The sequence below is a fragment of the Flavobacterium sp. LC2016-23 genome, from assembly GCF_009674775.1.
Lineage (GTDB): Bacteria > Bacteroidota > Bacteroidia > Flavobacteriales > Flavobacteriaceae > Flavobacterium.
Genome location: NZ_WKKE01000004.1, coordinates 104033 through 124671, shown reverse-complemented (window position 1 = coordinate 124671; position 20639 = coordinate 104033). Strand labels below are relative to the sequence as shown.

Sequence of the window (20639 nt, the reverse complement as noted above, 5' to 3'; positions counted from 1 at the left end):
CTTTTCGATCTTTTAAATTGATAAGACAAAGGTACGGGCGAAGTAGTATCGGTGAATTGTAAATATCAAACCGATATTTGCGAAATTCAAATCATGAGGGTTTAAATTCCAAATTCCAAATTCTAAAATCCAAAATCCAATCTAAAATTAACTTCGGAAAGCTAAAGGCGTCAGTGTGGTTTGTTTTTTAAAGAAATTAGAGAAGTGCGCGAGTTCTTCAAATCCTAAAGAATAGGCAATTTCAGAGATGTTCCAGTCGGTTTGTTTTAAAAGGATTTTGGCTTCATTGGTCAGTCGGCTGCTGATGAGTTCAGTGGTCGTTTTTCCGGTATTTTCTTTTAAAACCTTATTTAAGTGATTGACATGCACAGATAAGCGGTTGGCAAAATCCTTGGCTGTTCTAAGCGCAAGTCGCTGATGCGGTGATTCTATGGGAAATTGTCGTTCTAATAATTCAGCAAATAAAGAAGAAACCCTTGCAGCAGAGTTATGTTTCGAATATAACGCCGTGAGAGGCTGCAATTTTTGCCCGAAGTGAATTAGTTCTGCCACATAATTCCGGATCAGATCGTATTTGTAGACGTAGTCGGAATTGATTTCTTTTTGTATTTTATTGAATATCAGTTCCACTTCTATAACTTCTTCATCAGAAAGCTGAAAAATCGGATAACCGTCCGTTGCGAAAATCGGAAGTTCATCAAGGTCGATTCCGCTTTTGTTTTTGGAAAGGAATTCAGCGGTAAACACGCAAAACTTCCCCGATTGATTCGTGTCCTGAGGAAGGTAATTATAAGGAATTTTGGGAGTGGCAAACAAGAGCGCATGTTGCTCTATTTCAATGATTTTGTCTGCATATTCAGCCCTGTTCCTGCCTTTTATCAAACTTATTTTGTAATAAGCCCTGCGATCATAAGGCATAATTGATTTTCCCTGAAGCCTGTCTAAGAGGTCTTTAATATTAAACACATTAAAATGACCAATTTCTTTTTTAATATCGTGCGGCAACAAAGAGCTCGGCTCAACAGCTGAACCTTGGGTAATGTCCTGGTAAAATGAATCTAATGATTTCATAACTGAATTGTAAAATTCAAATATACGAAATTTGTTTTGGGTTTCAGGTTTGAAGTTTCAGGTTTCAGGTTTCAGGTTTCAGGTTTCAAGTTTCAGGTTTCAAGTTTCAGGTTTGAAGTTTCAGGTTTGAAGTTTCAGATTTGAAGTTTCAGTTTTCGAAATTGACTAATTATCAAATTATCTCATTTTCAAATTTCAAAACAAACTTCCCTGTACTAATTCCGGTTGTGGGTTACTGCCAAAAGAAAAGGTATCAATGACAAAAAACTGTTTCTTAACGGGGTCCAATTCACGCAAAACCATTTCACAACATAAAAAATCAATAGCAATTGTGGTAAAAAGCTGCGATGCTATTTTAAGATTTTCGGGAGTTAATTTTCTGCCAACAGACAGGTGTGGATCTTCACTTTTTTTCAGTTTCAGAGGTTTTAAAACCTCTTGCGTTTTTTTAAGTATGGGTATTAAATTGTTTTTCGAATCTTCATTCGGAGCAATAAAAAAGGCGCCGCTATTTTCGTAAGAAGAAAAATGATCCAGATAAACCGGGAAAGGAATAAAAGTGTCGCAGATTCTCAAAAGCTTTTGTTTGTGTATCTCTATTTGAGAATGCTCAATAGTAAATTCGCAAATCGTAATATGGGCAGTTGAATTTTTACTGTTGTACCAGCCAATTTTGGTTTCCAGATAGTCCTTCAGCTTTTTAACAGCGTCAATTACATCTTGCGATGGATAAATGGCAACAGAATACTTTTTCTCCATTTGATCGGTTTTGGTTGGAATATGGTAATTAGATAATTTGAAAATGAGATAATTTGAAAATGAGATAATTTGGAATCCTGAAACCTGAAACCTGAAATCCCAAACTATAATTTCCCTTTCAGATGTAGCCTGTGGTAGATTTCGGATTGCAGTAACCCGCTTCCGCCGCCGAAATGTTCTATGACTTCTACTTCGGGCTGGTGTTTTAAACAAAAAGTGGAGAACTCTTTTTCGACATGATCCTCGATGGCAGAACTCAGTAAAACCATATCAATTTTGTTTTTTAGAAAATAATCCTGTGCCGTTTTTTCGTCATTAAAACCAACGGCATTCCAGTTTTCATTGGCGTTGACAAGTCTTAGCAGAATGGTTAAAATGGCTTCGTTTTTTCCGAGTATTAAGAATTCAAGTGCTTTCATAATCAAGAATTTTGTTTGGCAAATGTATTCGATAAATAACAATTTAAACTTAATCTGGATTAAGAAGTTGTTTTTTTTAAGCATCGAGTGGCGGTCTTAGTCTGTGTCTCAGTCTCAGTCTCAGTCTCAGTCTCAGTCTCAGTCTCGGTCTCAGTCTCGGTCTCAGTCTCGGTCTCGGTCTCGGTCTCGGTCTCGGTCTCGGTCTCGGTCTCAGTCTCGGTATTTGTTTTACAAAAAATATATTTTTGACAAATTTATTTCATTGCAAGCTTTGCTAACTTAATCTGGGACAGGGAAATATAATTGTCGAATTATAAATTATTAAAAAGATTTTGTTAGAATGTGGGAAACCGTAATTATTTCTCTAACAGAGCATGTAAATTTGCGTTACAGAAGCGGAATATGATCTATGTTTTTTGCCTTTTCAGTCAGTATTGAGGCTTCTGTGTTACTGTTTTTTTGGAGAAAAACAATTTTAGTTAAAAGGGAAACTGGACAAATTCATTTGATCGTGGGTTGCTTTGTATAAATTTACAATAATACAATAAAGTCTATTTTTCTATGGTCTATAGATTTAGTTATGTAATTAACCGGATCTATAGACTTTTTTTATGCTAGTAAAAGCAGTAAGGTGATCCGGAATTGTATTGCGAGCCATTTGCTTTCAATCATAGAATTCTTTAAAACTGTCAAAAACAGGATACCTCGTTACAGGCATATTTACAGAGTGCCTGTCTTACCTTATATGGTATTATTGTAATAATTGGTTTTAGAATTTATTGCTTTTTAGCCAGTCTTCACATTGTTTCGTCCAGTATTTACTGGTGTCGCCAACACCCAGACCGAAGCCGTGGCCTCCATTTTCATATAAATGTAACTCAGCTGTAACTTTATTTTTTTTAAGTGCCAGATAGTAATTAATACTGTTTTCAGGTAAAACAACTCCATCGTCTGTAGCGTGTACCAGAAATGTAGGTGGGGTTTGGGCAGTTACCTTTTTTTCATTAGAAAAAGAAGCAATTAATTCGGGAGACGGATTTTGTCCCAGCAAATTAATTTGTGAACCTTTGTGCGTGATTTCATTTTGCATAGAGATTACGGGATAAATCAAAAGAGAAAAATCGGGGCGCGCACTTAATTTAGAAGCAGTTTCATATACCTTATCATCGTAATGAGTAGCTAAAGTAGAGGCAAGATGGCCACCTGCAGAGAAGCCCATAACACCCACTTTATTGGGGTCAATATTCCATTTAGAGGCATTTTGTCTTACATAACGTATCGATTCCTGTGCGTCCTGCAACGGGCCGATGGTTTTGTCTTTCATTATTAAATCATTTGGCAATCTGTATTTTAGAACGAAAGCAACAATTCCAAGGCTATTAAACCATTCCGCCACTTTTGTGCCTTCTTTATCAATAGCCAAATGCATATATCCACCACCTGGAAAGATAACAACAGCAGTTTGATTGGGCTTGCTTTCTTTTGGCAAAAATACCGTTAAAGTTGGGGTTGTAACTAAAGTTGTACTTTGTACTTTGCCCTCTTTTAGGGTTTCTTTTTCAGTATAATCCGCAGTTTTGATCTCTCCCGGTATTTTATTCCAAAGTGGTATAATCTGATTTTGTGCCTGTAACTGATTTAGTATTCCCAGAAATAGAAACAGATTAAGTCCTATGTTTTTAAAGATAAGCGTTTTTAATTTTTTCAATTTTATAAAGGTTTAGTTATCGTTTGATTTAATGGATAAGGTTCAAATTTACTGTTTTTATTGCTTTAATCTTACAGATAAATTAATAATTGTGTTTTTCACACTAATAAATATTGGAAAATGATGTAAAAAGATTAATTTTAGGACAATTTTGACACCCAAAACGGATTTTTTTTACATATTGGCATTTAACAGATATATTGTTTAATATGTAATTTAGCATTCTATTTTTTGTGCGATGTGTTTATTTATAGAAGTAAAATAATTTTTTATGCAATTTATTTGGATTATTAAGATTTAAAACTATATTTGTGCAATCGATTACATTATTTGTTTTTTTTGTTGTATTCTGACTTTTGAAGAATGAAATCCCTAAGAGGCTAAAGTGTTGAAAATGTGTTACCAGAAATTATAAATTAAAAAATAAACCGTTACCATGAACCAGACAAATTCAGTTACTATGAGCCAGAAAAGCACCTCTGTAGGGAAATATCGTTGGAGTATATGTGCATTGTTGTTTTTTGCAACTACAATCAATTATTTAGACAGACAAGTACTTTCGTTGACCTGGAATGATTTTATAGCTCCCGAGTTTCACTGGACCAATAATGATTACGGAAATATTACCGCATTGTTTTCTATTTTTTATGCAGTTTCCTTATTGTTTGCCGGAAGATTTGTGGATTGGTTAGATACTAAAAAAGGATTTCTGTGGGCTATTGGAATTTGGTCTGTAGGAGCCTGTCTGCATGCATTTTGCGGAATTGCAACATCCGGAATAATAACAGGGGAATGGTTTGTTGGTTTTGAAGGTGCAAAAGATATAATTCGTACAGTGAAGGATACCGGAATGGTGATTAATGTGAGTGTGACCTTATTTATTTTTGCCCGCTTTGTTCTGGCAATTGGCGAGGCCGGAAATTTTCCTGCAGCTATTAAAACAACAGCAGAATATTTTCCTAAAAAAGACAGGGCTTTCTCTACAAGTATATTTAATGCCGGGGCTACGGTTGGGGCATTAGCGGCACCAATCTCAATTCCGTTTATTGCCAAATCTTTCGGATGGGAAATGGCATTTATTATCATCGGAGCTTTGGGTTTTGTGTGGATGGGATTTTGGATTTTTATGTATGATAAACCGGAAAGGCATAAAAGAGTTAGTGCTGCGGAATTGGAATATATTCAGCAGGATGATATTGCTGATGCTAAAATGGAGGGTTATGTGCCTGAAACTTCTACTAAAGTATCTTTTGTAGATTGTTTCAAATACAAACAAACATGGGCCTTTGCGTTTGGTAAATTTATGACAGACGGTGTGTGGTGGTTTTTCTTGTTCTGGACTCCGGCTTATCTAAGTTCTGTTTACGGAATGGATTCTACAGAAGCCGCTTTGCCTTTATTTGTTTTATATATGATTACGCTGCTTTCTATTATCGGAGGCTGGCTGCCTACCTATTTTGTAGAGAAAAAAGGAATGAATCCCTACGAAGGAAGAATGAGAGCGATGCTGATTTTTGCCTTTTTTCCTTTACTGGCCTTAATTGCTCAGCCTTTAGGGTACATAAGTTACTGGATTCCTATAATCATAATTGGTATTGCGGGTGCGGCTCATCAATCCTGGTCGGCAAATATTTTTACGACTGTTGGTGATATGTTTCCTAAAAAAGCAATTGCTACTATTACCGGAATTGGAGGTTTGGCAGGCGGAGTGGGTTCTACAATAATTAATAAAGGTTCCGGATTATTATTTGATTATGCCAAAGAAACCAATATGTCTTTCATGGGGTTTCATGGTATTGAATCGGGCTATTTTATCATTTTCTCCATTTGTGCCGTTTGTTACTTAACAGGCTGGATCGTAATGAAAACATTAGTGCCAAAATACAGTCCAATTACAGGTTTATAATATTTTACAAAACTTTAGTAGTTCAAAAATATGTTTTTTAAAGATAAAAATATAATTTTGTGCAATCGATTACATTAAATTAAAATTATGACAAAATATAGTTCAAGATACGCGTCAAGCCCGGAAGCGGTGAAAAAATACGATACACAACAGCTAAGAGATGAATTCTTAATTGATGATTTAATGAAGGAAGATGAAATTGTCCTGGTCTATTCTCATTACGACCGCTATATTGCGGGTTCTGCAGTTCCGGTGAAAAGTGATTTAACCTTAGAAACTATTGATCCTCTTAAAGCGCCGTATTTTTTAGAACGAAGAGAAATCGGAATTATTAATGTAGGTGGAAGTGGTTCTGTTATCGTGGAAGGAAAACTGTATGAATTAGGATTTAAGGATGCTTTGTATATCGGAAGCGGTAATAAGGAAGTAGTTTTTAAAAGTAGTGATAGTACTAATCCGGCTAAGTTTTACATCAATTCTGCACCCGCACATACCAGTTATCCAACGGTAAAAGTGAGCCTGGCAGAAGCCAATAAATTAGAATTGGGTACAGTGGAAACAGCAAATCACCGTACGGTCAACCAAATGATTATAGGCAGTGTTGTAACCACTTGTCAATTGCAGATGGGAATGACAGAACTGAGACCCGGAAGTGTATGGAATACCATGCCGGCACATGTTCACGATCGCAGAATGGAAGTTTACTTCTATCTGGACATTCCGGAAAATCAGGCCGTTTGTCATTTTATGGGTCAGCCGCAGGAAACCAGACATATCTGGATGAATAACCATCAGGCTGTAATTTCTCCGCCATGGTCCATTCATTCCGGTTCAGGAACCAGTAATTATACTTTTATCTGGGGAATGGCAGGTGAGAATTTAGATTACGGGGATATGGATGTTTGTAAAATTACAGATTTAAGATAAGATGATAAATTCATTATTTGATATAAACGGAAAAATTGCCCTTATCACAGGAAGTACTCACGGATTGGGAATGGCAATGGCAAAAGGACTGGGTCAGGCAGGAGCAACAATTGTTGTCAATGGCAACTCTTCACAGCAAAAAATTGATGATGCTGTAAAAGAACTTCAAAACGAAGGAATCAATGCGGTGGGCTATAAATTTAATGTGACAGACGAGCAGGAAGTGATGGCTGCGGTTGCAAAAATTCAAAACGAAGTAGGTCCAATTGCTATTTTAATTAACAACGCCGGAATTATCAAAAGAATTCCGCTGATTGAAATGGAAGTGGCCGATTTTAAAGAAGTGATCGATATAGACCTGGTAAGCCCCTTTATTGTTTCGAAACATGTTGCCAAAGGAATGATTGAAAGAAGACAGGGAAAAATAATCAACATTTGCTCCATGATGAGTGAATTAGGCCGAAATACAGTCGGTGCCTATGCTGCTGCAAAAGGCGGTTTGAAAATGCTGACTAAAAATATGGCTACAGAATGGGCAAAATACAACGTTCAGATCAACGGAATCGGACCCGGTTATTTTGCTACAGAACAAACCAAGCCGATCAGGGTAGACGGACATCCGTTTAATGATTTTATAATCAGCAGAACGCCGGCGGCAAAATGGGGAGATCCCGGTGATCTGGCCGGAGCAGCTATATTTTTATCTTCAAAAGCCAGTGATTTTGTCAACGGTCATATTTTATATGTTGATGGCGGAATCCTTGCAACCATTGGAAAACCTTCAAACGAAGAATAATTCTCAACTATATTTTAAAAGACATGAGCGCTAATAAGACCTTCATAAACGATAACTTTTTACTGGAAAATAAATATGCTGAAGAGTTGTATCACAATTATTCTAAAAATCAGCCTATTATAGATTACCACAATCACTTAAATCCGCAGTTTATTGCCGAAGATAAAATCTTTGATAATAGTACACAGGTCTGGATCAACGGAGATCACTACAAATGGCGAGCCATGCGTACCTTGGGTATCAATGAGCAGTTTGTAACCGGAAACGGTTCCGATAAAGATAAATTCTTAAACTGGGGAAAAACCGTTCCGTACACGATGCGTAACCCTTTATACCACTGGACACACCTGGAATTGGCACGTTATTTTGATATCTATGATTTGCTGAATGAAAAATCAGCAGAGAAAATCTATATCGAAACTTCGGAGAAAATAAATTCAGAAGCTTACAGCACGCAAAACCTGCTTAAAAAAGCAAATGCGGAACTGGTCTGTACCACTGAAGATCCGATCGATAATTTAGAGCATCACCAGAAAATTGCTCAAAATCCCTTCGGTACAAAAGTCAGTACTGCTTTCAGACCTGATAAAGCCATTTTGATTTCAAATGACGGGTATAACGGGTATCTGGACACCTTAGGAGACGTATCCGGAATCGCGATTCATACCTATTCTGATTTGTGTAACGCTTTGAAAAACAGAATAGAATTCTTTGCTCAAAATGGCTGTAAGTTAAGTGACCACGGACTGGATCAGATTTATTTTGAAAACTTTACCGAGAGCGAAGTAAATACCATTTTCAAAAAGAAAAGAGAAAATCAAATCCTAACTCCCGAAGAAGCTTTAAAATTTCAAAGTTCCATATTGTTGTTTTTATCGGAAGCATATCATGAAAAAGGCTGGGTACAGCAATTTCATTTAGGGGCCCTGCGCAACAACAATGCCCGTATGCACCGAATTTTAGGACCTGATACCGGCTGGGATTCCATTGGAGATTATCCGCAGGCGCAAAAACTATCGTCATTCTTAAATGCACTGGACAGTAAAGATAAATTGACAAAAACAATCATTTATAACTTAAATCCGGCTGACAATGAAGTAATGGCTACCATGATTGGTAATTTCAATGATGGAAGTGTCAGAGGAAAAGTACAGTTCGGATCCGGATGGTGGTTTTTAGACCAGAAAGACGGAATGACCAAACAATTAAATGCCCTTTCAAACATGGGATTAATCAGCTGTTTCGTTGGAATGCTGACCGATTCCAGAAGCTTTTTATCCTTCCCGAGACACGAATATTTCAGACGAATTCTTTGTAATCTTCTGGGAGACGAAATAAAAAGAGGGGAACTTCCAAACGATATGGAATGGATTGGTAAACTGGTTCAGGACATTTCTTATAACAATGCAAAAGAGTATTTCAAATTTTAAGGAGGAGGAGGAATATAGAAGAAAGAATATAGAAGAAAGAATATAGAAGAAAGAATATAGAAGAAAGAATATAGAAGAAAGAAGAAAGAATTTGGAGCTTGCAGATTAGGGTGATTAATCAGTTTTTTTAATCTTTTAATCCTTTGAATCTTTGGAAAAATAAAATAACCGTTAAGATTCAGACGTAATCTAATAATGGTAAAAAAGTAAAACTATATGAGTAAAATAGTTGCATTCGGCGAAATAATGCTGCGTCTTTCAACAGAGGGACATCTTCGTTTTTCACAGGCAAAACAGTTTGGAGCTTCTTATGGAGGCGGTGAGTTTAATGTTTGTGTTTCACTGGCCAATTATGGTATAAATGCGGAGTTTGTAACCCGCCTGCCTGAGAATGAAATTGGAGGATCCGCACTGAAGGAAATGCGAAAAATGAACGTAGAGTCTAAAAACATTGTTTTTGGCGGCGAGCGTTTGGGAATTTATTTTCTGGAAACCGGAGCCGGAACACGCGGCAGTAATGTGGTTTATGACCGTGCACACAGTTCCATGGCAACTATTCAGAAAGGAACTATTGACTGGGAGAAAGTTTTAGAAGGTGCGAGCTGGTTTCACTGGAGCGGAATCACTCCGGCGATTTCAGAAAGCGCCGCTGAAGCCTGTCTGGAAGCCATTAAAGCAGCTCATAAAAAAGGAATCACGATTTCATGTGACTTAAATTACAGATCAAAATTATGGCAATACGGTAAAACGCCAAGTGCCGTAATGCCGGAAATGCTGCAATACAGTAATGTAATTCTGGGCGATATTGATACTGCGTATTTTATGTTGGGAATTCCGAAAGTGAATCCCAATTATCAGGACGAGAAATCACTTCCGGTTTTGTATGCTAAATTATTCGAATTGATTCCGGATTTAAAAATTGCCGCCACAACACTTCGTTATTCTGTAAGTGCTTCGCACCAGCGTATTGGTGGCGTTTTGTTTGACGGAAAAACAATTTATCAGGCAGCTGTAAAAGAAGTAACGCCTGTAGTAGACAGAGTAGGCAGCGGTGATGCTTTTATGGGCGGATTGATTTATGGTTTATCGGAATATCAGAATAATAACCAGAGGGCTTTAGATTTTGCAGTGGCAGCCTGTTGTTTAAAACATACCATTGCAGGAGATTACAATCTGGCTACTTTAAAAGAAGTTGAAAATATGCTGGATGGCGATTCTGCCGGATTGGTATCAAGATAGTTAGCAGAAAATGGCAAAATATTCAAGAATTGAAGTGGCTTCGCAAATGAAAGAAAACGGAATGGTTCCGTTGTTTTTTCATTCTGATATCGAAGTGAGCAAGAAAGTGCTGAAGGCCTGTTATGACGGAGGTTCAAGATTAATGGAATTTACAAGCCGCGGTGATTTTGCTTTTGAGGTATTTGGCGCTTTAAATAAATACGCTCTGGCTGAATTACCGGGAATGATGTTAGGGGCAGGCTCTGTAACAGATGCTGCTGCTGCGTCTTTGTACATGCAGCTCGGAGCTAATTTTATTGTAACCCCGGTATTCAGGGAAGATATTGCAATCGCCTGTAACCGCCGTAAAGTATTGTGGTCACCGGGTTGCGGAACGCTGACGGAGATTGCCAGAGCGGAAGAATTAGGCTGTGAAGTTGTCAAATTGTTTCCCGGAGATATTTATGGACCGGAGTTTATAAAAGCAGTAAAAGGGCCTTGCCCATGGACCAGTATTATGCCAACAGGTGGCGTTTTGCCGACAGTGGAAAGTCTTACTTCCTGGATTGGGGCCGGCGCGTTTTGTGTGGGTTTGGGATCACAATTAATTTCGAAAGAGATACTCGATAACAATGATTTTGACGGCTTAAAAACGAAAGTAAGTCAGGTATTGGAGATCATCAAAAATATTAAAATAAATAAGGGATAATCATACCCGTTCCTTATTTGGCTTGCCATTTTTTTAAAAGTTTTTAGATATTGTAACAGAGCATTGCGCTTGCAAAATAAATCTTGTCACTCCTCACAGCAAATTTTATTTTACTCACTCAGGTGTAATGCTTCTTTTACAATTAAAAAAATAAAAGCTAAATAAGTACCTAATATGATTGTTTATAATGGTGTAAAGAATTTATAATGGAAAAAATAAACAGATCAAATACGGAGTTTTCAAATAAGCTTCCAATAAAAATTGTACAATTTGGCGAAGGTAATTTTTTAAGAGCTTTCGTAGAATATGCGATTCAGAAATTAAATCAGGAAGCTGATTTTAATGCAGGAATTGCTGTGGTACAACCGATCGATAAAGGCCTGGTTAATATGATTAATGCCCAGGATGGTTTGTATACTTTGTTTATGAAAGGGGTGAAGAAAGGACAGGAAATCGAGGAAAAAGAATTGATTACCAATATTGTAAAGGCAATCGATCCGTATGCCTCTTTTCAGGAATACCTGGCTTTGGCCAAAGAGGAAGAGCTGGCTTTCATTATATCAAATACTACGGAAGCAGGTATTGAATATATAGAATCGGACCTTCCGACGATGCAGCCTCCGGCTTCGTTTCCGGCAAAATTAACGGTGCTTTTACACGAAAGATTCAAGCATTTTAACGGAGATACATCCAAAGGATTAACGATTATTCCCTGTGAACTGATTAATTATAATTCAGATACTTTAAAAGAGATTATTTTAAAATATGCAACGGAATGGAAACTGGGGCAGGATTTTATTTCCTGGCTTTTAAACAGCTGTTCTTTCCACAATACCTTAGTAGACAGAATTGTTCCGGGATATCCAAAAGACCAGATTGAAGAATACAACAGTCAATTATCCTATAAAGATGATCTGATTGTAAGTGCGGAAAGTTTCTTTTTATGGGTGATTGAAGGTGATGAGGACCTAAAAGCAAAACTTCCGTTTGAAAAAACAGATTTAGATGTAAAAATAGTAGCAGACATGCAGCCTTATCGTACCCGAAAAGTTAGAATTCTAAATGGTGCACACACGGCTATGGTTCCGTTTTCATTGCTTTATGGAAATGAAACTGTTAAAGAAACAGTTGATAATGCATTTACAGGAGATTTTGTAAACAAAGCTGTTTTTGATGAAATCAACGATACACTGAATATGGACAAAGCAGAGTTGACCAGTTTTGCTGAAGAAATTCTGGACCGTTTCAGAAATCCATTTATCAAGCACTTATTGTCTTCGATTGCCTTAAATTCGATTTCTAAATTCAAAGTACGTGTTTTGCCAAGTTTGACAGAATATGTGGCTATTCATAAAAAATTGCCCGTTCATCTGACCTTTGCATTTGCCTGTTTAATTCGTTTTTACAAAGGAACATGGAAAGGGGAAACGCTGCCATTGAATGATAGCGAAGATATCATTGCTTTTTTTAATGAAGTTTGGAAATCAGATGATTATAATAAAATAGCGACACTGACACTGCAGAATAAAAGTTTCTGGGATGCCGATTTAACGGTTATTCCTTCTTTGACGGAAGCGATTGCAAAAGCACTAAAGGAAATTGATGAAAATGGTGTGGAACAAGGTTTTTCCAATTTTAAAAAATAAATAATTCAGGAACTCACATACGATAGTTATGGAAACGCAAAAAAAATTAATAAAAGTTAATCCTACCGATAATGTAGCGGTAGCCTTAGTGAATCTGGTGGCTGGAGAGGTAATTAACTTTGAAGGTGAGGATATTACAATTGAATCAGATGTGAAGATGAAGCATAAAATTGCTTTGGTTCCTTTGAATATAGGTGACAGGATTATTATGTACGGTGTCTTAGTTGGAAAAGCAAGTGCCGGAATCGAAAAAGGCGGATTGCTTTCTACCCTAAATGTAAAGCACGAAAGTGATAAAGTGACTGGTAAAACGGAAACTATTGGATGGACAAAGCCCAATATCGATAAATGGAAAGATAGAACTTTTCTGGGCTATCACAGAGAAGACGGACAGGTTGGAACTGAAAATGTATGGTTGTTTTTCCCCCTGGTTTTTTGTGAAAACAGAAACATCGAAATCCTTAAAGATATCTTCGAAAAGGAATTAATGAAGCCTAAGGAAAATGATTATCAATTATTGCTTCGTTCTTTGGTGAAAACTGAAACGGGGGGTACAGGTAATGAAGCGGCTTCAAACGATGCTAATTTGTTCAATAATATTGAAGTGAAATTTATTACACATCAGGGCGGATGTGGCGGAATCCGTCAGGATTCGCACAGTCTGGCTAAATTATTGGCGGGATATGTAAACAATCCAAATGTGGCGGGAGCCACTGTTTTGAGTTTAGGCTGTCAGAATCTTCAGATTCAGATTTTTAAAGATGCTTTGGATGCCATAAATCCAAACAGTAAAAAACCGGTTTTAATTTACGATCAACAGCAAATAGGAACTATTGAAAAGATGTTAAGCAGTGTGGTAAAAGACACTTTCGAAGCCATCAAAAAAGCAAACGATATTCAAAGAACGCCGGCACCATTGTCTAAATTAACCATTGGTCTGGAATGTGGCGGTTCTGACGGTTTTTCCGGAATTTCAGCCAACCCGACATTAGGCGTGACCTCAGATTTACTGGCTGCTTTGGGAGGAACAACCATTCTTTCTGAGTTTCCTGAATTATGTGGTGTAGAGCAGGAACTGGTCAACCGTTGTGTAGAAGACGAAAGCGGAAAACGTTTTCTGGATTTAATGCAATGGTACGAAAAAACAGTGGTAGATGCAGGTTCAGGATTCGATATGAATCCATCTCCGGGAAACATAAAAGACGGTTTAATTACAGATGCGATGAAATCTGCCGGAGCTGCTAAAAAAGGAGGGACTTCACCAATTACAGGTGTTTTTGATTATGGAGAATACATCACAAAACCGGGATTAACGTTGCTTTGTACACCAGGAAACGATGTAGAATGTACCACTGCAATGGTAGGTTCAGGAGCTAATATGGTTTTGTTTACAACAGGTTTGGGAACTCCGACAGGAAATCCGATTGCACCGGTTGTGAAAATTTCCTCTAATACGGAATTAGCGACGAAAATGTCTGACATTATTGACATCGACACCGGCGGAATTATTACAGGCGAGAAATCGATAGACGAAATGGCCGATGAAATGCTGGAATTCATTATCGAGGTTGCAAGCGGTACCATTAAAACCAAAGCAGCCATCTTAAACCAAAATGATTTTATTCCCTGGAAAAGAGGGGTTTCGCTTTAAGAATTTAGCATAATATAAACGTAGAGACGCACAGCAAACGTAGAGACGCACAGCAGTGCGTCTTTTTTTGTTTACCATGTAAGTGATATGAGAAAATATAAGCCACAGATTGTGGTGATTTAAATGATTTAAAAAAAGGTTGCCACGAATTACACGAATTCACACAAATTATTAGCGTAAAGATTCGTGCAAATTAGTGTAATTCGTGGCAAAAAAAAGACGTACAGCAGTGCGTCTTATCTTGTTTTACCATATAATTGATTTAGAAGAAAATGTAAGCCACAGATTGTGGTGATTTAAATGATTAAAAAAAAGGTTGCCACAAATTACACGAATTCACACAAATTATTAGCGTAAAGATTCGTGCAAATTTGTGTAATTCGTGGCAAAAAAAAGACGCACAGCAGTGCGTCCAAATAATATTGTTTAAGCGAAGCTGCAGCAAAAATGCGCAAAGCTAAAATGAACTTACATCACTTATATGGTAAAGAAAAAATTTAAATGGCAGTTCTCGAAGACGATTTACGAATGTGTAATTCCGGTGCGAGCACTACCTTTTTTTCGATTTTGATCGTGTCGGTTTTATCAACCTGTTCCAGGAAAACACGGGCTGACATTTTTCCCATTTCAAGGGGAGACTGGTCCACGGAAGTAATCGATAATTCCATGAATTTGGTAAACGGTTCATTACTGAAGCCTGCTACGCAAAACTCCTTAGGGATACTGATGTTTTTATCTTTCAATTCCTGAATAGCTCCTAAAGCAGCAAAATCACTCGATGAAAAAATAGCATCAGGCGGAGTTTTGAGCTCCAGTAAAATATTTACGGCATCTTTACCGGCCTCGACGCTACTTTTGGTACGAATTACATATTCTTCTTTAAATGTCATTCCGTTATCCAGTAGTGCTTGTTTATAGCCTAAAAACCTGTTTTTAAAAATTTCAAGCGACTGATCTCCTGAAAAATGAGCAATATTCGTACAGCCTTCATCAATCAGATGTTTTGTGGTCATGTATCCGCCTTTAAAGTCGTTGATCGTGACAGAACTTACACCATCAATATGTTTGCTTCTGTCAAAAAATACCAGAGGTACATTTTTTTCTAAAACATAATGAAAAGCACCTGTGTTTTCGTTGGTCACATCAGTAACAGACATTAGTATGCCATCTACCTGCGCATCGATTAAGGTATACAGGTTTTCATTTTCTCTTTTAGGATCTTCATGGGTCTGGCAAATAATAACCTGATAACCATGCGGGTGTAATTCTTCTTCAATCCCCCTGATAACAGAAGCAAAGAAATTGCTGTCAATACGGGGAACAATAACGCCTATATTATTACTTCGGCCACTTTTTAATGCCAGAGCCAGCTTGTTCTGCTTGTAATTCATTGAAGCTGCCGTTTTGATCACTAACTCACGGGTGCTTTCTTTTATTTTCGGATTGTTATTTAACGCCCTGGAAACTGTAGCAGCAGTGATATTTAATTTTTTGGCAATATCATAAATAGTTATTTTTTCGCTCATTCAAAAGGTTTTCAGGTTAATTACTGGACAAAAGTACATCTTTTTTAGCTAACAAATAAAAATTGTTATCGATTACCATAACTTGTATCTCAAACGTTTTCAATGTTACAATCATAATAAATTATTCATTTTTTTACATTAAGTGTAAATATAGTTCCTAATAAAAATTAAATATATAAATTTTTTCTAAATAAATTTGGTGCAGTCAAACTATTTTTTTACTTTCGTGTAATCGATTACATAAAAGGTTGCATTTGCTGGCCTCAACTCATAAAATATTCTTTAAATGATTACAAATAAGACTATAACAGTAAAAAATGCAGCCGTTTTCGGTTTGGTATTCCTGTTTTTTTTGTCCTGTGCTAAGCAAGTATCCGGTATTTCTGAAGCTGATCCATGGAAAAAAAAGGATTTAATCATAAAAAGCATCCATTTGACGCATTTTTCCGACAAGACTTATAATATAAATGATTTTGGTGCAGTAGCCGACGGAAAAACATCTAATACAATGGCTTTTGAAAAAGCAATTAAAGAATGTGCTCAAAACGGTGGTGGAAAAGTACTGGTTCCAAACGGAAAATACCTTACCGGGCCGATACATTTAGAAAGTAATGTAAACCTGCATTTAGAAGATCAGGCAGAGATTCTTTTCAGTACAGATGCAAAAGAATATCCCTTAGTGCATACATCATGGGAAGGAACAGAACTGATGAATTATTCCCCTCTTATATATGCAAAAAACAAAACCAATGTTGCGATAACCGGCAAAGGGACCCTTAACGGTCAGGCCAATAGTACAAACTGGTGGATTTGGGCAGGAGGTAAAAACTACGGATGGCAGAAAGGAATTCCATCACAAAATGATCCGGAAAACCGTGAAGTTTTGATTGCTATGGCCGAAAAAGGAGTTCCGGTCTCCGAAAGGGTTTTCGGTGAAGGACGTTATTTACGGCCAACTTTTATTGAATTCTTCGAATGCAATACTGTCTTAGTAAAAGATGTTACGATTATTAATGCTCCTTTTTGGGTTTTACATCCCATAAAATCAAAAGATATGATCATTGACGGGGTGCTGGTAAACAGCCACGGACCTAATAATGACGGATGTGACCCGGAATATTCCCAAAATATAATTATCAGAAACTGCACTTTTAATACGGGAGACGACTGTATTGCCATCAAATCAGGAAGAGACGCAGACGGAAGAAGAGTTGCCATTCCAAGTAAAAATATTATTGTTCAGAATTGTAAAATGATAGACGGTCATGGCGGAGTAGTTATGGGCAGTGAAATATCGGCAGGAGTCAATAATGTTTTTGTTGAAAATTGCATCATGGACAGTCCAAATCTTGACAGGGCCATCAGAATTAAAACCAACTCAAAACGAGGCGGCACAACAGAGGATATCTATGTCAGGAATATTGAAGTAGGGACGGTGAGAGAATGTGTTTTGAGAGCAACAATGACCTATGATGTGTACGGAGCCCAAAAAGGAAATTTTATACCGGCTATCAGAAATATAAGTCTTGAAAATATCAAAGTCAAAAACGGTGGAAAATACGGGATTCTGGCCGATGGTTACAAAGAATCACCGATAGAAAATATCACATTTAAAGATGTCGTAATTGAAAAAGTAGATTCGGTCTATTCGCTTAAAAATGTTAAAAATGTAAATTTTATAAATACTTATATCAATGGAAAAAAAGTAGAATCAATTAAAAACTAAAATAACTATCAATTAACCAAACTATTAAATAAACTATGAACATTAAAGAACTATCAAAGAAAAAAATAAAATACAATGTGGTATTTTTATTTTTCCTGAATTTCCTTTTGAGCAATACAGTGAGCGCTCAGTCTACTGTGATTGAGGGGAAAATTACAGATGCAGCAGGATTATCGCTTCCGGGAGTAAATATTCAGGAAAAAGGAACTAAAAACGGAACTTCAACAGATTTTGAAGGGAGTTTCAAAATAAATGTTACAAATAATAAAGCAATATTAGTTATCACTTATTTAGGATTTCAGACACAGGAAGTTAGTGTTGCAGGAAAGTCTAAAATAAATGTGAGTCTGGCAGAACAATCCAATTCATTGAATGAAGTTGTAGTCGTGGGTTACGGAACGGTAAAAAAGACAGATTTAACAGGTTCGATCAGTACCATTAACGCTGCAACCATTACCGAAAGAAATACAACAAGTGCTCTTGAAGCCATTCAGGGAAGTACACCCGGAGTTTCCATTACCTCTTCTTCAGGACGTTCCGGTGACGGATTTAAAGTGGTCATCAGAGGAAATAACTCTTTGGTAGGCTCTTCTCCATTATACGTTGTAGACGGAGTGCCTGTTGATAATATTGATTTTCTTAATCCACAGGATATTTCAAGAATGGACGTTTTAAAAGATGCTTCTTCTGCTGCTATCTACGGTTCAAGAGGAGCGAGTGGTGTTATCATTGTAACCACTAAAAGCGGTGCAAACGTAAAATCCGGAATCAATGTAACTTTTGATTCTTCTTACGGTACAAAAGAAGCGGCAAGACTTCCGAAAATGATGAATGGTGAAGAGTGGTGGAAATTTCACCAGGTAGCTTACATGAGCGCAACACCGGCTACTCAGACCCCGGCACAGCTTGCCACGTTAGCCGGAAATCAAAGTCCGTTATTAGTATCAAGAGCAAAAAGCGGTTACAATTTTGACTGGGCAGACGCGGTTCTTAAAACAGGTATGACCCAAAATAACTATCTGAACGTTTCCGGACGTTCTGATTCGGGTCTGAGTTATAATTTAGGTTTTGGGGTACAAAGTGACGAAGGGCTTATTGACAATGATTCAACTGATAAATATTCTTTTAAATTAGGATTAAATCACAAGATAAACGACAAATTTACAACTGGTGCCAACATTACTATTGCCAGAGTTGCTACACAATTAGGAAGTGATTTAGCCATGCAGGACGCTTTCAGGCTTAGTCCGTTAATGTCTCCATGGGCCGTTGATGCTGCCGGAAATGAACAAGTAGGAAATTTGTTTTTTCTGCCTGGTAAATTAACCTATCCTGATGGTTCATGGGCAATTAATAAAACGAGTACCGTTAACCCGTTAATGGAAATTGCCAATTCTTCCCAAACCGAAAAAACATGGCAGTCTGTGGGTAACGTATTTTTTCAATACCAGCCCTTAAAATGGCTTTCCTTTAAAACAACATTTGCAGCCGGAATAGAAAATACGGTTACAAGCACCGGATATGGCGCACAAACCAATGCGGGTGTTACTTTAAATGGAAAAAATTCAGCATCGATTAAAAACTTCAATAATTTCAATTACACCTGGGATAACCAGATTGATTTGAAAAAAACTTTTGCGGGAGTACATGATTTTAGCGTATTGTTACTACAAAGTTTGTATTCTAACACAGATGAAACTTCTTATTTGTATTCTAACAATCAGCCTTTTAATACAGGATCTAATAATATGGGATCCGGAGTTCAGACCAGTTATAACATAAGCTCAGGGTATCAAAAAAATACATTAAGCTCTTATGCCGTTCGTTTAAATTATACGTTTAAAGACAAATATTTATTAACAGCTTCTTCCAGATGGGACGGGTCATCTGTTTTGTCGGAAGGAAATAAATGGCAGAGTTTCCCTTCTGTAGCCTTAGGATGGAAAATCAACAAAGAATCTTTCTTAGAAAGCAGCACTGTAATTTCGGACTTAAAACTACGCGCCAGTTTGGGGTATACCGGAAATGATAACGTAGCTCCTTACACTTCTCAGGCTTTATTAAACCAGCAGACTTTTTATGCGAACGGGGCGAATGTAGTTTCCGGCTGGCAGACCGAAAATTTAGCCAATCAGCAGTTGACCTGGGAAAAAACAAGAGAACTTAACTTCGGACTTGATTTTGGATTCCTGAAAAACAGAATTTCGGGTAGCGTAGATGTTTACGACAGATTATCTGACAAGCTAATCTACAAACAGGAATTACCTCTTGAAACAGGATATAAAAATACTTTTGCCAACGTAGGTTCGGTAAGCAATAAAGGGGTCGAGGTTTTATTAACGACTAAAATTATTAAAAGTGACTTCGTAAACTGGGAAACTACTTTTACCTTCACTAAAAACGTAAATAAACTGGAATCTATCTACAACCAGGATAAGGTGAGTGATATTGGAAATAAATTAATTTTAGGATCAGAGTTAAATCCTAATTACAATTATGTATATGATGGTGTCTGGCAGGAAAGTCAGAAGGCAGAAGCAGCAACTTATAATATGCTGCCGGGTCAGGCAAAACCAAAAGACCTGAATGGAGATGGTAAATTTAATAGTGATGACAGAACGGTAATTGGTAACGTCAATCCGGATTGGCAGGGAAGTTTATATTCTAAATTAACCGTAGGGAATTTTGATTTTAACTTTTCGGTACTGACAAGTCAGGGACAAACCGTTTTGAGTACTTTTCACCAAAACTTTGCCGATGTAAGCGACAGAGGCCGTCAGAAATTAGCAATGGATTATTTTATTCCGACAAACGGAACAGGTATTGAGGCGAATGCGAATAATACAAACCCAAGACCAGGACCGGTTGCCACTGGTGCAGGAGCTTACTGGACTTCTTTATTCGGTTATTACAGAGATGTTTCTTATGTGAAGATTAAAAATATATCTTTAGGATACACATTTAATGCAGAATTGTTAAAAAGACTTAAAATGAGCAACCTGAGAATTTATGTAAATGTTTTAGATCCGTTTGTATTTACAAATTTCGATGGATATGATCCGGAATGGGCAGCATCTCCTTTTGGAGTAAACCGTCCGGCATCCGTGACAACGCAGTTGGGAATAAGTGTTAAATTTTAATCAAGAC

The 20639-nt window shown here is 37.1% G+C and carries 15 protein-coding genes; 10 read left to right on the top strand and 5 right to left on the bottom strand.

The annotated features are described in order from the left end of the window. Positions 1–147 precede the first annotated feature (147 nt). The 4 genes from GJU43_RS04650 to GJU43_RS04635 all read right to left on the bottom strand — a co-directional run bounded on the left by GJU43_RS04650 (position 148) and on the right by GJU43_RS04635 (position 3957). A complete protein-coding gene (locus tag GJU43_RS04650; RefSeq protein WP_154339658.1) occupies positions 148–1071 on the bottom strand; it encodes an AraC family transcriptional regulator in 924 nt (307 codons plus the stop codon). A gap of 195 nt (positions 1072–1266) precedes the next feature. Beyond that, entirely contained in the window at positions 1267–1830 is a 564-nt protein-coding gene (locus GJU43_RS04645) for a 2'-5' RNA ligase family protein (protein WP_154339657.1), read from the bottom strand. 104 nt (positions 1831–1934) lie between these two features. Beyond that, positions 1935–2249, bottom strand: a complete 315-nt coding sequence (locus GJU43_RS04640; protein ID WP_154339656.1) for a hypothetical protein — start codon at positions 2247–2249, stop codon at positions 1935–1937. A gap of 769 nt (positions 2250–3018) precedes the next feature. Continuing rightward, positions 3019–3957 carry an alpha/beta hydrolase gene (locus GJU43_RS04635; protein ID WP_154339655.1) on the bottom strand — a complete coding sequence of 313 codons (939 nt, stop codon included), beginning with the start codon at positions 3955–3957 and terminating at the stop codon, positions 3019–3021. 436 nt (positions 3958–4393) lie between these two features. Here GJU43_RS04635 and GJU43_RS04630 point away from each other — a divergent pair, with 436 nt between their 5' ends. The 8 genes from GJU43_RS04630 (at position 4394) to GJU43_RS04595 (ending at position 14240) form a co-directional block, all read left to right on the top strand. After that, positions 4394–5863 carry an MFS transporter gene (locus tag GJU43_RS04630; protein WP_154339654.1) on the top strand — a complete coding sequence of 490 codons (1470 nt, stop codon included), beginning with the start codon at positions 4394–4396 and terminating at the stop codon, positions 5861–5863. An 87-nt stretch (positions 5864–5950) separates the two neighbouring features. Next, the gene (gene kduI, locus GJU43_RS04625) at positions 5951–6790 is read left to right on the top strand and encodes a 5-dehydro-4-deoxy-D-glucuronate isomerase (protein WP_154339653.1); all 840 of its coding nucleotides are present in this window, start codon (positions 5951–5953) and stop codon (positions 6788–6790) included. Between the two features lies 1 nt (position 6791). Next, positions 6792–7586, top strand: a complete 795-nt coding sequence (locus tag GJU43_RS04620; RefSeq protein WP_154339652.1) for a gluconate 5-dehydrogenase — start codon at positions 6792–6794, stop codon at positions 7584–7586. A 23-nt stretch (positions 7587–7609) separates the two neighbouring features. Beyond that, positions 7610–9016 carry a glucuronate isomerase gene (uxaC, locus tag GJU43_RS04615; RefSeq protein WP_154339651.1) on the top strand — a complete coding sequence of 469 codons (1407 nt, stop codon included), beginning with the start codon at positions 7610–7612 and terminating at the stop codon, positions 9014–9016. Positions 9017–9232: 216 nt separating this feature from the next. Then, positions 9233–10255 carry a sugar kinase gene (locus GJU43_RS04610; protein ID WP_154339650.1) on the top strand — a complete coding sequence of 341 codons (1023 nt, stop codon included), beginning with the start codon at positions 9233–9235 and terminating at the stop codon, positions 10253–10255. 10 nt (positions 10256–10265) lie between these two features. Next, positions 10266–10943 carry a bifunctional 4-hydroxy-2-oxoglutarate aldolase/2-dehydro-3-deoxy-phosphogluconate aldolase gene (locus tag GJU43_RS04605; RefSeq protein WP_154339649.1) on the top strand — a complete coding sequence of 226 codons (678 nt, stop codon included), beginning with the start codon at positions 10266–10268 and terminating at the stop codon, positions 10941–10943. Positions 10944–11149: 206 nt separating this feature from the next. Further along, the gene (locus GJU43_RS04600) at positions 11150–12589 is read left to right on the top strand and encodes a tagaturonate reductase (RefSeq protein ID WP_154339648.1); all 1440 of its coding nucleotides are present in this window, start codon (positions 11150–11152) and stop codon (positions 12587–12589) included. Between the two features lie 28 nt (positions 12590–12617). Further along, positions 12618–14240 carry a UxaA family hydrolase gene (locus tag GJU43_RS04595; RefSeq protein ID WP_154339647.1) on the top strand — a complete coding sequence of 541 codons (1623 nt, stop codon included), beginning with the start codon at positions 12618–12620 and terminating at the stop codon, positions 14238–14240. A gap of 497 nt (positions 14241–14737) precedes the next feature. Here GJU43_RS04595 and GJU43_RS04590 read toward each other — a convergent pair whose 3' ends face one another. Then, positions 14738–15766 (bottom strand): LacI family DNA-binding transcriptional regulator, encoded by a 1029-nt coding sequence (locus GJU43_RS04590; protein WP_154339646.1) that lies wholly within the window; start codon positions 15764–15766, stop codon positions 14738–14740. Positions 15767–16052: 286 nt separating this feature from the next. On the opposite strand from GJU43_RS04590, the gene GJU43_RS04585 reads away from it, so the two are divergent. Together GJU43_RS04585 and GJU43_RS04580 are read left to right on the top strand one after the other, a co-directional pair. Next, positions 16053–17492, top strand: a complete 1440-nt coding sequence (locus GJU43_RS04585; protein ID WP_154339645.1) for a glycoside hydrolase family 28 protein — start codon at positions 16053–16055, stop codon at positions 17490–17492. 35 nt (positions 17493–17527) lie between these two features. Beyond that, entirely contained in the window at positions 17528–20632 is a 3105-nt protein-coding gene (locus tag GJU43_RS04580; RefSeq protein WP_154339644.1) for a TonB-dependent receptor, read from the top strand. Positions 20633–20639: the final 7 nt, after the last annotated feature.